Annotated in this window: 12 protein-coding genes; 11 read left to right on the plus strand and 1 reads right to left on the minus strand. The window is 63.0% G+C overall.

The genetic code is table 11. The features are described 5' to 3' along the window. Positions 1-52 precede the first annotated feature (52 nt). The 11 genes from HX881_RS28135 (at position 53) to HX881_RS28185 (ending at position 11420) form a co-directional block, all read left to right on the plus strand. Positions 53-1663 carry an ABC transporter substrate-binding protein gene (locus HX881_RS28135; protein ID WP_177087770.1) on the plus strand — a complete coding sequence of 537 codons (1611 nt, stop codon included), beginning with the start codon at positions 53-55 and terminating at the stop codon, positions 1661-1663. After that, positions 1660-2649 carry an ABC transporter permease gene (locus HX881_RS28140; protein WP_177087772.1) on the plus strand — a complete coding sequence of 330 codons (990 nt, stop codon included), beginning with the start codon at positions 1660-1662 and terminating at the stop codon, positions 2647-2649. The genes HX881_RS28135 and HX881_RS28140 overlap by 4 nt, the downstream gene beginning before the upstream one ends. Continuing rightward, positions 2649-3497, plus strand: a complete 849-nt coding sequence (locus tag HX881_RS28145; RefSeq protein ID WP_177087774.1) for an ABC transporter permease — start codon at positions 2649-2651, stop codon at positions 3495-3497. Before HX881_RS28140 ends, HX881_RS28145 begins: the two co-directional genes overlap by 1 nt. After that, on the plus strand, positions 3494-5137 hold the full coding sequence (locus HX881_RS28150; RefSeq protein ID WP_177087776.1) for a dipeptide ABC transporter ATP-binding protein: 1644 nt from the start codon (positions 3494-3496) through the stop codon (positions 5135-5137). Before HX881_RS28145 ends, HX881_RS28150 begins: the two co-directional genes overlap by 4 nt. A 42-nt stretch (positions 5138-5179) precedes the next feature. Next, positions 5180-6019, plus strand: a complete 840-nt coding sequence (locus tag HX881_RS28155) for an alpha/beta fold hydrolase (protein ID WP_177087778.1) — start codon at positions 5180-5182, stop codon at positions 6017-6019. 245 nt (positions 6020-6264) lie between these two features. Further along, entirely contained in the window at positions 6265-6471 is a 207-nt protein-coding gene (locus HX881_RS28160) for a hypothetical protein (protein WP_017124350.1), read from the plus strand. Between the two features lie 382 nt (positions 6472-6853). After that, entirely contained in the window at positions 6854-7291 is a 438-nt protein-coding gene (locus HX881_RS28165) for an HIT family protein (RefSeq protein ID WP_017124351.1), read from the plus strand. A 243-nt stretch (positions 7292-7534) separates the two neighbouring features. Continuing rightward, positions 7535-8311, plus strand: a complete 777-nt coding sequence (locus HX881_RS28170) for an N-acyl amino acid synthase FeeM domain-containing protein (protein ID WP_246356596.1) — start codon at positions 7535-7537, stop codon at positions 8309-8311. Positions 8312-8349: 38 nt separating this feature from the next. Next, positions 8350-8748 carry a nuclear transport factor 2 family protein gene (locus HX881_RS28175; protein WP_017124353.1) on the plus strand — a complete coding sequence of 133 codons (399 nt, stop codon included), beginning with the start codon at positions 8350-8352 and terminating at the stop codon, positions 8746-8748. Between the two features lie 68 nt (positions 8749-8816). After that, positions 8817-9470, plus strand: coding sequence for an iron-containing redox enzyme family protein (locus tag HX881_RS28180; RefSeq protein ID WP_017124354.1), 654 nt, complete (start codon positions 8817-8819; stop codon positions 9468-9470). A gap of 117 nt (positions 9471-9587) precedes the next feature. Next, positions 9588-11420 (plus strand): long-chain-acyl-CoA synthetase, encoded by a 1833-nt coding sequence (locus HX881_RS28185; RefSeq protein WP_177087780.1) that lies wholly within the window; start codon positions 9588-9590, stop codon positions 11418-11420. Positions 11421-11530: 110 nt separating this feature from the next. On the opposite strand, the gene HX881_RS28190 is transcribed toward HX881_RS28185, so the two are convergent. After that, entirely contained in the window at positions 11531-12679 is a 1149-nt protein-coding gene (locus HX881_RS28190; protein ID WP_177087782.1) for a MalY/PatB family protein, read from the minus strand. Positions 12680-12774: the final 95 nt, after the last annotated feature.

A 12774-nucleotide genomic window follows, 5' to 3' on the forward strand; every position in this document is an offset into this window, starting at 1 on the left:
GGTCTCGCGGTTGGCGGGCCTGCACCTGCCGAACCTTTTTGCGGAGCGCGCCATGCCTGATCTCACCCCGACCCCTTCGTCCCACGCCCGGCCCCTGCGCCGGGTGTTGCTCGGCCTCGCCGCCAGCGCGCTGATCCTGGCCGGTAGCGTACAGGCACAACCACGGGATGGCGGGGTACTGAATCTGGTGGCCCAGCCGGAACCGCCATCGCTGATGCACGGCGTGGTCTCCCATGTCTCGACCCAGTACGTCAGTGGCAAGATCCTCCAGGGCCTGCTGACCTACGACACCCAGCTCCAGCCCAAGCCGGTACTGGCCAAGAGCTGGACGATTACTCCCGATGGCCTGACCTACACCTTCGACCTGCAGGAGGGGGTGCGCTGGCACGACGGCCAGCCCTTCACCGCGGCCGACGTGGTGTTCAGCTTCCAGACCTTCTACCCGGAGGTGGACAAGCGCCTCGGCGGCGTCTTCACCGAGTATGTGGCGTCCATCGACGCCAGCGGTCCGTTGCAGGTGACCTTCCACCTGAAGAAACCTTTCGCGCCGTTGCTGTCCTCCCTGGGCAGCGGCCTGCGCCCGGTAGTGCCGAAACACCTGTACGAGGGCACCGACTTTCGCAACAACCCCTATAACCTCAAGCCTGTCGGCACCGGTCCCTTTGTCTTTCAGGAGTGGAAGCGCGGCGCCTATATCAAGCTGGGCAAGAACCCCGACTACTGGAAAAAAGGCCTGCCGCACCTCGACGGCATTGTCTTTCACGTGATTCCCGATGCTTCCTCGCGGGCCGCGGCCTTCGAGCGTGGCGACGTCCAGGTCCTGCGCAGCGGCGACGCCGATTACTCCGATCTCAAGCGCCTGGGCGGCCTGCCCGGCGTGCAGTCCTCGGAGCAGGGCTGGGAGCTGTACTCGGGCCTGGCCTTCCTGCAGATCAACACCCGCAAGCCACCGCTGAACAACCCCAAGGTCCGCCAGGCGATCCTCTATGCGCTGAACCGGCAGTTTGTCGTCGACAACATTTTCTTCGGCTCGGGCAAGGTCGCCCAGGGGCCGTTCGTCTCCAGCTCGCCGTATCACGACCCGCAACTGCCGCAGTACGGCTATGACGTGAAGAAGGCCAAGGCGCTGATCGCCGAGTCCGGCGTCGATGTCGGCGCGGTGCGTATCCGCCTGCTCAACGGCGAGAAAGGCGGTGCCTGGGAGCGCCTGGCCGAATACACCAAGCAGTCCCTGCAACCCCTGGGCTTCAAGGTGCAGGTGGTGACCTCGGATGCCGCGACCTGGTTCCAGCGGGTCAGCGACTGGGATTTCGACCTGACCTACAACTTCATCTTCCAGATCGGCGATCCCTACCTGACCACCGCCTATCTCTATCGCTCGGACTACATCCTCAAGACTTCGCCGTTCGCCAATGTCAGCGGCTACAGCAGCCCGGAAGCGGACGCGCTGTGGAACAAGGTGGCCGACACCCCGGAAGGCGAGCAGCGTCGCCAGGTCTACAGCCAGCTGGAAAACCGCCTGAACAGCGACCTGCCCATCGCGCCGATCTTCGAGATGCGCTATCCGACGCTCTACCACAGCCAGGTGAAGAACCTGCTGCAGACGGCCACCAGCCTCAACGAAGACGATGAGGGCGTCTACCTCGACGCCCCGGCACCATGAGCGGGCTGATCTTCCTCGGCGGCCGGGTGCTGCGGGCACTGTCGATGGTGCTCGGGGTGCTGGTCCTGAGTTTCCTGCTGGTACGCCTGGCTCCCGGTGACCCGGCGTTGCTGATGGCCGGCGAGGCGGGGGTCGATGACGGGCACTACATCGAGCAGTTGCGCCAGCAGATGGGCCTGGATAAGCCCGTGGTCCAGCAACTGCTGATCTATCTCGGGCAGGTGGCGCGGCTGGACCTGGGCTACTCCTACCGCAACCAGACCTCGGTCTGGTCGCTGATCGCCGAGCGCCTGCCGGCGACGCTGGCGCTGATGGGCTCGGCGTTCCTGCTGTCGTCGCTGCTGGGAATCGCCCTCGGCGTACTGGCCGCCCGTAGCCGCGAGCAGCGGCGCTGGCTCGACCAACTGATTTCCCAGGGTGCGCTGTTGCTGTTTGCGATCCCGTCGTTCTGGCTGGCGATGCTGTTGATCCTGCTGTTTTCGGTCAGCCTCGACTGGCTGCCGGCCTTCGGCATGGAGACCGTCGCCGCGGATTTCCACGGCGGTGCCTGGTGGGCCGACCGTGCGCGGCACCTGGTGTTGCCGTGCCTGTCCCTGAGCTTTCTGTTCCTGGCGCTGTATATCCACCTGACCCGCGCCGCGACGCTGGAGGCGCTGGGCCAGGAATACGTGCGCACCGCCCGGGCGAAAGGCTTGCGACCGCGACGGATTCTCTGGGCGCATGTGCTGCGCAATGCACTGCTGCCGGTGGTGACCTTTGCTGGCCTGCAACTGGGCCAACTGGCCAGCGGGATCCTGCTGGTGGAAGTGGTCTATTCCTGGCCGGGTATCGGCCGCCTGATGTACGAGGCGCTGGCGCAACGGGACTACGGGGTATTGATGGGTGGTTTCCTGGTGATTTCGATCATGGTGGTGAGTTTCAACCTGCTGACCGATCTGGCGTGCCGCTGGCTCGATCCACGTATCGGCGCCGGAGGGCAGCACTGATGAGCCGATATTCTTTCCTGCGCCGTTTCCTGGCACAGCCTTCGGCGGTGGCCGGCGTCCTGTTCCTGCTGGTCCTCGCTGCGCTGGCTGCGGCCGCGCCATGGCTGACCGACAGTTCGCCCTGGGACATGAACAGTGCGCCGATGCTGGCACCGTTCCAGGACCGCGCGCACTGGCTGGGCAGCGACATGCTCGGGCGCGACCTGGGCAGCGGCCTGCTGTACGGGGCACGGGTGTCCCTGGCGGTGGCCGCGCTGGCGAGCCTGGCGACATTGCTGGTCGGCGCCCTGGTCGGGGCCGTGGCCGGTTACTTCGGCGGCTGGCTCGACGGTGTGTTGATGCGTGTCGCCGAGTTTTTCCAGATCATCCCGCAACTGGTGCTGGCGGTGATCCTCGTGGCGATTCTCGAACCGTCCCTGGGCTCGATCGTCCTGGCCATTGCCCTGGTGGCCTGGCCGGCGGTGGCGCGGCTGGTGCGCAGCGAATTCCTCAGCCTGCGCCAGCGCGAGTTCGTGCAGGCGGCGCGGGTGCTCGGGCAGTCGTCGGCGGCGATCATCTTCCGGCAGATCCTGCCCAATGCCCTGGCGCCGTTGCTGGTGACCCTGACCTTTGTCATGGCCAGCGCGATCCTTACCGAAGCGGCCCTGGCTTTTCTCGGTCTCGGCGACCCCGAGGCCATGAGCTGGGGCTACATGATCAATGCCTCCCGCGGCCTGTTGCGCGATGCCTGGTGGATGAGCCTGTGGCCCGGCCTGGCGATCCTGTTCTGCGTGCTCGCAGTCAACCGTGTCGGCGAAGGCCTGCGGGTGGCGTTCGAGCCGGACCGGCAACAGGGGGCGGCGGCATGAGCCAAGACATTCATCCCTTGCTGAGCGTCGAGCACCTGCGCATTGCCCTGCCTCGCGGCGCGGATCGCAGTCATGCGCTGTATGACCTGTCGTTGCAACTCGAACGCGGCGAACTGCTCTGTGTGGTGGGCGAGTCGGGGTCCGGCAAGTCGATGCTGGCCAAGGCGTTGCTGCGCCTGCTGCCGGCGTCCCTGCCGGTTGACGCGGGGCATATCCGCTGGCGCGGCGAGGACCTTGCCGGGCGTGGCGAAGAGGCCATGCGCGAGTTGCGCGGCCGGGAGATCAGCATGGTCTTCCAGGAACCCATGAGTGCCCTGAACCCGTTGCTGAGCGTGGGCCGGCAGATCGACGAAACCCTGCAGGCACATGGCGTCGCCGCGGCCGCGACACGCCGTCAGCGGGTGATCGAGTTGCTGGGTTATGTCGGCCTGCCGGACCCGGAACGCCTGCGCCACGCCTATCCCTTCGAACTGTCCGGCGGTCAGCGCCAGCGGGTGGTGATCGCCATGGCACTGGCCTTTGATCCGGCCTTGTTGATCGCCGACGAACCGACCTCGGCCCTGGATGTCACCACGCAAGCGCAGATCCTCGAACTGCTGCGCAGGATCCAGCGCGACAAGGGCATGGCGGTACTGTTTATCACCCACGACTTTGCCGTGGTACAGGCCATCGCCGACCGGGTGCTGGTGCTGGAAAAAGGTCATCTGGTGGAGCAGGGCACCGCCCGGCAGGTCCTGCAGGCGCCGCGCCAGGACTATACCCGGCGCCTGCTGGCAGCGGCATCGGCCAGTCCGCTGGCACCGCGCCCGGCCATCGTCGATGCGCCGCTGGTGCTGGCGGCGCGACAACTGGAGAAGTCCTTCAGCGGTCGCCATGGCTGGTGGCGCCGTCGCACCCAACAGGCACTGGCCGGGCTTGATCTGCATCTGCGCGAAGGCGAGACCCTGGGGATTGTCGGCGAGTCCGGTTCCGGCAAGTCGACCCTCGGACGCTGCCTGGTGCGCCTGCTGCAGCCCGATGGCGGGCACCTGCAATGGCAGGGAAAGGACGTGGCCGATCTGTCCCAGCGGCACCTGCGCCCGTTGCGCGGGGATATCCAGATGATCTTCCAGGACCCGTTCGCCTCGCTCAATCCGCGCCAGACCATAGGCCGGATCATCATGACCGGGCCGCTGGCGCAAGGTGTCTCGGTGGCCGAGTCGGCCCGGCGGGCCCGTGAAATGCTGGAACTGGCAGGGCTGCCGGCGACGGCCTTCGAACGGTATCCCCATGAGTTTTCCGGCGGGCAACGACAGCGGATCGGCATCGCCCGGGCGCTGGCGGTACGCCCGAAGATCCTCATCGCCGATGAATGCGTCTCGGCACTGGATGCGTTGATCCAGGTGCAGATCCTCGAACTGCTGGAGGACCTGCAACGGCGCCTGCGCCTGAGCATGGTGTTTATCACCCATGACCTGCGGGTGGCGGCGCGCCTGTGCGATCGCATCGCGGTGATGCAGGGCGGGCGGATCGTCGAACAGGGCGAGACCGCCCGGCTGTTCGCCGAACCGCAGCACCCCTATACCCGGACCCTGCTGGGCGCTTCGCCGGTTGTGGCGCCGGCGGCGAATGCCGAACCGAGCCGCGAGGGTGCCTGGTGAGCGGCGATCTATTCTCTATTTTTCTGACAGGACACTCTTGGCATGGCTGAACCCTATTCCTCTGTTGATTTACCGCGGGTGCGCGGCGAGCTGCTGGAAATCCGCCCGGGGCGGCGCCTGAGCGTGGCCCATCAGCCCGGCCGGGAGCGGGCCGATAGCGTGGTGTTCTTCTGCCATGGCGCGGGGGGCAACAAGGACCAGTGGCGTCACCAGTGGCAGGCGCTGGGCGAGGAGGGCTACAGCCTGGTGGCGTGGGACCTGCTCGGCCATGGCGAGAGCGACAAGCCACGGCGGCCCGCGGCGTACGCCTGGGCCGAACTGGTCGCCGATTACCTGGAACTGCTGCGTCGCTTCGGCGGCCGGCGCAACCTGATCGTGGCCCACTCGTTCGGCACCGGGCTGTCCCTGAGCACCCTGTTGCAGGTGCAGTCGGTCAGCGGCGCCTTGTTGCTCGGCACACAGTTGCATCGACCGTTGAGTCGCGGTGGGTTGATGGCGTTGCCGGCCTGGGTGCTGGAACTGATCCGGCCAGTGTTGGCCAGGGGCTTTCGCCAGCGCGCCTGGCACGGGTCCGCCGATGCGGGGCTGGTGGCCTATGAGGAAAAGCTCACCGAACGCAACCGCCTGTATGTGTTCAAGGGACTGCTGGAGGGCGTGCAATGGCCGGATGCCGGGCACCTGGCGAACCTCAGGTTGCCGGTCGAGGTGGTGGCCGGTGACAGCGACGGCCTGACCCCGGCCAGCTGTGGCGAGGCGCTGGCCGAACAGCTGCCGGACGCCCGCTTCCAGGTGCTGCACGCCTGTGGGCATCAGCTGATGCTGGAGAAACCGGAAGAGGTGCTGGCGGCATTCCGGGCGTTGAGCCAGCGCCTGGGGGCGTGACGTGCAAAAAAAAGCCCGCAGTGTGGGCGGGCTGAATGGGATTCAAAAGGAGTGAGTCGAATCTAGGGGTATGGAGGTGAAAAGGGTGTGAAGGGCGTGTGACGACTTCGGAAGTCCGTGACCGGGTGGTCATTCGTCGGATCCTTGTGCCAGAGCCTGCGAATCGCTGTCAGTCGGCTACGCTCAAGGTTTTTCAGGCGTCAGCCATGGGCTGGTGGTGATGAATCTTTGCAAGGAGTGTTCGAATGAAAAAGGCATACATGGAAGATAATGGCGATGAGTTCCCGATCAACAATCTGGTGCGCTGCGGGCAGACCCCCTACGTGGCCGAGTTTGGTGGCGCGGCACCGGCCGAAGAGCCTTCGAGCCGGGTCCGGACACCGGTGCCGACAGGCCTGGTGAAGTCCCCCTATTTTCCCAAGGCCAGGCCGCGCCTGAAGAAACAGGCGTAGGCGACGAGCCATCCTGCCCGGGGCAGGGTGGGCTCACCTTCGGGCTACCTCAGCATCCGGCGTCCATTCGGCACGCCGGATTTTTTATGCCTGCCGTACGGGGCTCGGATAAGCCGTGTAGGACGTTGCGTGTCAGTGATTTGCGATTTTTTATGTAAGAAATTTCCATGAATAAAACCCAATAAAATCAATGGGCTGTGTTTCATGGAGGCGTTGCGGATACAAAAAATTTCAAAACTCCCGTGTACAGGCATTCCGGGTCGGACGTATTTTCGCCTCACATTGTGCGGTCAGCGATGATAGGTCTGTAAGGGAATTCAGCCTGTCGCAAGCCCGGATACCAAGCCGGTCTTGCGCATATAACAATAGAGGGAGCTAACCCGTGAACTGCATTTTCTGTGCAATCGCCAGACAAGAAGCACCTGCCAGCATCGTCTATGAAGACGAACAGTGCCTGGCGCTGCTTTCCATCCAGCCGATCACCCCCGGTCATGTGCTGGTCATTCCCAAGGCCCACGCCACCGGCCTGGCCGATATCCCCCCGCAAACCGCAGGCCACATGATGGTGGTCGGGCAGCGTATGGCTAGCGCGTTGCGCAACAGCGGGATACTGCTGAACGAGCGCTCCTGCGAAGGCATCAATCTGCTGTTGTGCGACGGGGCCGTTGCCGGCCAGACCGTCGGTCACGCCCATTTGCATGTCCTCGCGCGCTTTGTCGGCGATGGCTTCAATCTCGCCCACGCCGATATTCCACTGGCCAGCCCGCAGTTGCTGGTCGAGCGCGCCGGCAAGATCCGTTCGGCCCTGGAACAACTCTGACGACAGCCGGCTTCGGTTGATGATCGTTCCCACGCTCTGCGTGGGAACGCAGCCCGTGACGCTCCGCGTCACAGCCAGCACGGACGCGGAGCGTCCGGTGAGGCATTCCCACGCAGAGCATGGGAACGATCAGTGATCAACTTTGCACGTTCAAGGAGGTGAACTCATGAATTGAGTCATGGGTGTTATGTCGTGTGCCTGGTCGAGCCAAATAATACAGATCATAATAACAAGGAGCGTCTTATGTCGTCATACGGGAGTAACAAGACCGAGTTGCCATTGGCAAGTATGCAGCTGGTGAAAGATGATGCCGCCGGTGCAGCTATCTACAGTTTCTATGATTCGGTCCTGCACGAACACTGTCAGTCCGACAAAGTCAGTATTCGTCAGATTGTAACGCCTCAACAGTTTTCCGAGTTGTCACGGGCGCGTTATCGATTGTACGGGCAGCGCAAGGTTTATTATCGGACGCTGTTCGGCGATTCGGTCGATGAAACCGTCTGCCTCGATGAGTACGATGCCCGCTCTTATGTATTTGCCTGTTATTACGATGGCGAGATTATCGGCACCCAGCGTATTACGCCGTTTCCCCATGAGTCCGGGGAGTTTATCGATCACCAGCGTTTGCTGGCGTTCTCCGGGCCCGGTTACGAGAACGAATGCGTGGAGCTGTCGCGGTTGATTGTCGATAAACATGCTCCGGTCAGGAACGTGGTCAGCGCCCTGGCGATGACCGGTGCGTCGTTGGTGGCCCTGCTGGGCGGCTACAAGACTTTCATCACTTACGTGAAACCCCGGCTGGCGCCGAAGTTCGACAGCTCGGTGTTTGACCAGGACGGCATCCTGTTCCAGATCAAGGCCCGTGGCGATCACTACTACGCCTTGTACAAGGGCGATCTGCTGCCGTCGGTGACGCCCTTCTTCGGCCTGGAGCAATGCCCGGCGGACCTCAAGGACATCGACGGACTGATCCGCCATACCCTCGCTGCCCGCGCGGGACGCCAGGCCCTGGCGGTCTGAAAAACATAATAAATCGACAATAACGAGGTTGATGTCAGATGGAAGCCCAGAACAAGGCCGTGGTCATCGAATTTTACGAGCGCATGTTCGGCCAGCGTGAACTCGCGGTCGCCGATACGCTGATTGCCGAAGACTATGTGCAACACAACAACGTGTTCATCCCGCCGCGTCGTGAAGGATTCAAGAGCTACTTCGCGCAGTTTTTCAAGACCTTTCCGGAGTCCGGGACCAGTATCAAGCAAGTGTGTGCCGAAGGCGATTATGTCTTCCTCTATGCGACCCATTGGGCCAAACATAGATTCTTTACCGTGAAGTACAAGGTGATCGATATCTATCGTGTGGAAAACGGTGTGCTGATGGAACACTGGGACACTATCGAGGGCGTCGGCTTCTTCTCCAAGTTCATGTATATCATCAAGTCCGTGTTGCGTCTGTAAACCCGCGTCCGCGCCGGTACATAAGAAATGTCATAAACGATCTATAACACCACCAGGGAAAGAGTGAAATGACTGAGTTCAGAGATGAGTTGAAGGCTGTCTGTGATGCCGAATGGGCCAAGATCAAGGCTGGCCGCTTCTTTCAGATGATGAAGCGCCCCGAGTTGCAACGCGAGTTGTATATCAAGTCGATTGTCCAGGTGTATCACTACACCAAGAACAACGCGATCAACCAGGCCGTGGCCTGCTGGAACCAGGACCACAAGAAGGTCGGCCTGCTGCGTTTCGCCATGAAGCACGCGCTGGAAGAACTGGGCCATGAAAACATGGCCTACAACGACCTGATCGCCATCGGCGTGGACCCGGCCGAATTCGAAAAACCGATGCTGCCGGCCACCGAGGCCTTCTACGGCTACCTGGATTATGTCTCCGTCTGCCGCGGGATCATTCCACGCCTGGGCTACAGCTTCTGGGCGGAGGACTCCTACGAGCACCTCGAGCCGATGATGGATATCTGCAAGAACAGCCTCAAGCTCACCGACAAGCAAATGACCTTCTTTGTCGCCCACGCGATCATCGATGCCAAGCACTCCGAGGAGGTCAACGCGGCCATCGACCGTTGGGTGGTCACCGATGAAGAGAAGGAGTCGGTGAAGCAGGTGGCACGGACCACCGTGTACCTGATGGGCAAGATTCTCGAGTCGGTCGCCGACGAGTTCTGACCGCGCGATGCAGCGCCTTCCCGTATCCGCATGCGCGAAGGCGTTGTCCATGGCGGGTAGGCAAAGGAAAGGACCGGTTGGCCCGGTATCCAGTGGGCCAACCCATTAGGAGGTGCCATGAGCAGCAACAGCGATATGATTACCTGGGGCATGATGATGCGCAAGATTCCCACCATTACCCGGGCGATTCCCCGGCTGGTGAAGGGCGTCAAGGTGTCCAAGCCCAAGGCCGATCAACCCTGCGGCCTGGCCTGGTCGTTCGAGCAGGCGGTGCAGCGCAACCCCGATGGCGTGGCCTTGCTCTACAAGGACAGCCGGTTCAGCTACCGGCAGGTCAACCAGTGGGCCAATCGCATTGCCCACTACCTGCTGGCACGTGGCCTGAAAAAGGGCGACGTGGTCGGCATTTTCATCGAGAACCGCCCCGAGCTGCTGGTGAGCGTACTGGCGGTGAGCAAGGCCGGCGGGATCTGCGCCATGCTCAATACGTCGCAAACCAACAACGTGCTGATCCATAGCCTGAACCTGGTCAAGCCGACCGCGATCATCGTCGGTGAGGAACTGGTCGCGGCCTACGATGGCGTACGCGACCAGGTCGCCATCGACGCGTCGAGCTGCTACTTTCTCGCCGACGCCGATACCACCCGCGACCCGGGCCAGGCGCCCGCGGGTTATGTCAACCTGGCGCGGGTCAGCGAAGAGCATCCGGCCATCAATCCGATCACCAGCCAGCAGATCTACGCCGACGATGCCTGCTTCTACATCTATACCTCGGGCACCACCGGACTGCCCAAGGCCGGGGTGTTCAAGCACGGGCGCTGGATGCGGGTCTACGGCAGCTTCGGCCTGATCGCCCTGGATATGCAGCCCGACGACATCATCTACTGCACCTTGCCGCTCTACCACGCCACCGGCCTGTGCGTGAGCTGGGGCTCGGCCCTGGCCGGAGCATCGGGCTTCGCCATCCGCCGCAAGTTCAGCGCCAGTCATTTCTGGGAAGATGCACGGCGGTTCAAGGCCACCACGCTCTGCTACGTCGGCGAACTGTGCCGCTACCTGGTCGACCGGCCGGCGGCCGCTGACGATGCCGACAACCCGGTGGTGAAGATGATCGGCAATGGCCTGCGTCCTGGCGTCTGGACCGAGTTCAAGGCGCGTTTCGCCATCGACCGGGTCTGCGAGCTGTATGCCGCGAGTGACGGCAATATCGGCTTTTCCAACATCCTCAACTTCGACAACACCATCGGTTTTGCCCTCAACGAATGGTCGCTGGTGGAGTACGACCACGATACCGGCGAGCCGCGTCGTGGCCCGGACGGTTTCATGCTGAAGGTCGGCAAGGGCGGGCAGGGCCTGCTGTTGGCCAAGATCGACGACAAGGCACCGTTCGACGGCTATACCGACCCGGAAAAGAACAAGAAGGTGGTCTTGCATGATGTGTTCGAGGTGGGCGATCGCTATTTCAATACCGGCGACCTGATCCGCGATATTGGTTTCGGCCATGCCCAGTTTGTCGATCGCCTGGGGGATACCTATCGCTGGAAAGGTGAAAACGTTTCTACCACCGAGGTCGAGAACATCCTGGTGTTGCACCCGCATATCAGCGAGGCAGTGGCCTACGGCGTGGAGATCAGGAACACCAACGGCCGTGCCGGCATGGTCGCGATCACCCCGGCGGTGCCCCAGGAGCAACTGGATCTGGACGACCTGCTGCAGTTCGCCCGCAGCCAGATGCCGTTCTATGCGGTGCCGCTGTTCCTGCGGGTCAAGTCCTGCATGGAAACCACGGGTACCTTCAAGTACCAGAAGACCCGGTTGAAGAACGAAGCGTTCGACCCGGGCCAGGTCGGGGAAGATCCGGTCTACGCCTGGTTACCGGGTTCGGAAACCTATGTGCCGGTCACCGACGAGGTGTTGCAGGCGATTCATGGGGGGCAGTTCCGCTACTAGCCTGATGATCGTTGCCACGCCATCGTAGATCGTTCCCACGCTCCGCGTGGGAATGCCTCAACGGACGCTCTGCGTCCGCTCCTGTGACGCGGAGCGTGGGAACTAACTGCTCAGCGCCGGCGCAGGCTGTCTTCCATGCGCCGGATGCCTTCTTCCAGCAGCGCTCTGGGGCAACCGAAGTTCAGGCGGACGAACTGCCGGGCATCGTCGGCGAACTCGATGCCCGCGCTCAAGCCGACCTTGGCCTGCTCCAGGAAGAAGGTGTACGGATCCTCCAGGCCCAATGCCGTGCAATCCAGCCACGCCAGGTAGGTGCCCTGGGCCGGCTGCATGACCACCCCCGGCAAGCGGGTCTGCACGGCGTGTTGCAGGTAGTCGCGGTTGGCCTGCAGGTATTTGACCAGTTCCTCGAGCCACGGCCCGCATTCGGTGTAGGCGGTCAGTGTGGCTTCCAGGCCGAGGGTGTTGACACTGTCGACCATGCCTCCGCGGGCGGCGTTGAAGCGCTCGCGGACCGTGGCGTCCTGGATGATCGCGTAGGCGGTTTTCAACCCGGCGATGTTGTAGGCCTTGCTCGCCGACATCAGGGTGATGGTGTGCCGGGCGATCTGCGGGCTCAGCGAGGCGATCGGTACATGCCGGCGGCCGTCGAAACAGAGGTCGCCGTGGATTTCGTCGGAGACGATCAGCGCGCCCTGTTCCAGGCAGATATCGGCGATCTGTTGCAGTTCTTCCCGGGGAAAGACCTTGCCCAGCGGGTTGTGCGGGTTGCTCAGCAGCAGCGCGCCGCCGCCCTGCAAGGCGCTGCGCAGGGCGGCGAACGGGGTGATGTAGTCGCCGCGGGCATCGCGATCGAACGGCAGCTCGATTTTCGGCAGGTTCCAGTGGCCCGGGGCCAGGCGCAGCGGGCGGTAGTTGGGGGTCTGCACCACGACATTCTGGCCCGGTTGCACAAAGGCGCGCAGGGCCATGTTGAAACCCGGTTCGACACCGGGCAGGAAAATCAGCTCCTGGGGCTGCACGCGCCAGGCGTACTTGGCCCAGAGGTCGGCGACGATGGCCTGGCGCAGGGCATCCTGGGCCACGCTGTAACCCAGTTGCGGGTGTTCAAGACGCTGGTGCAAGGCCTGGGTGATCGCGTTCGCGACCGGCAGGTCCATGTCTGCCACCCACATGGGCAGGACATCGGCCGGGTAACGGCTCCACTTGGTGCTGCCGGTGTTGCGGCGGTCGAGTAGCGTGTCGAAATTGAAGGTCATGCTGGTTGCACATCTCGAAAGAAATCCCCGAAGTCGTCGGGGGTTCAGGGTCTGGAAAGGCGGGTAAAGGCCGGTGGGCCCGTGGTGCGTCGTCC

The sequence above is a fragment of the Pseudomonas gingeri genome (assembly GCF_013386115.1).
GTDB classification, from domain to species: domain Bacteria; phylum Pseudomonadota; class Gammaproteobacteria; order Pseudomonadales; family Pseudomonadaceae; genus Aquipseudomonas; species Aquipseudomonas gingeri.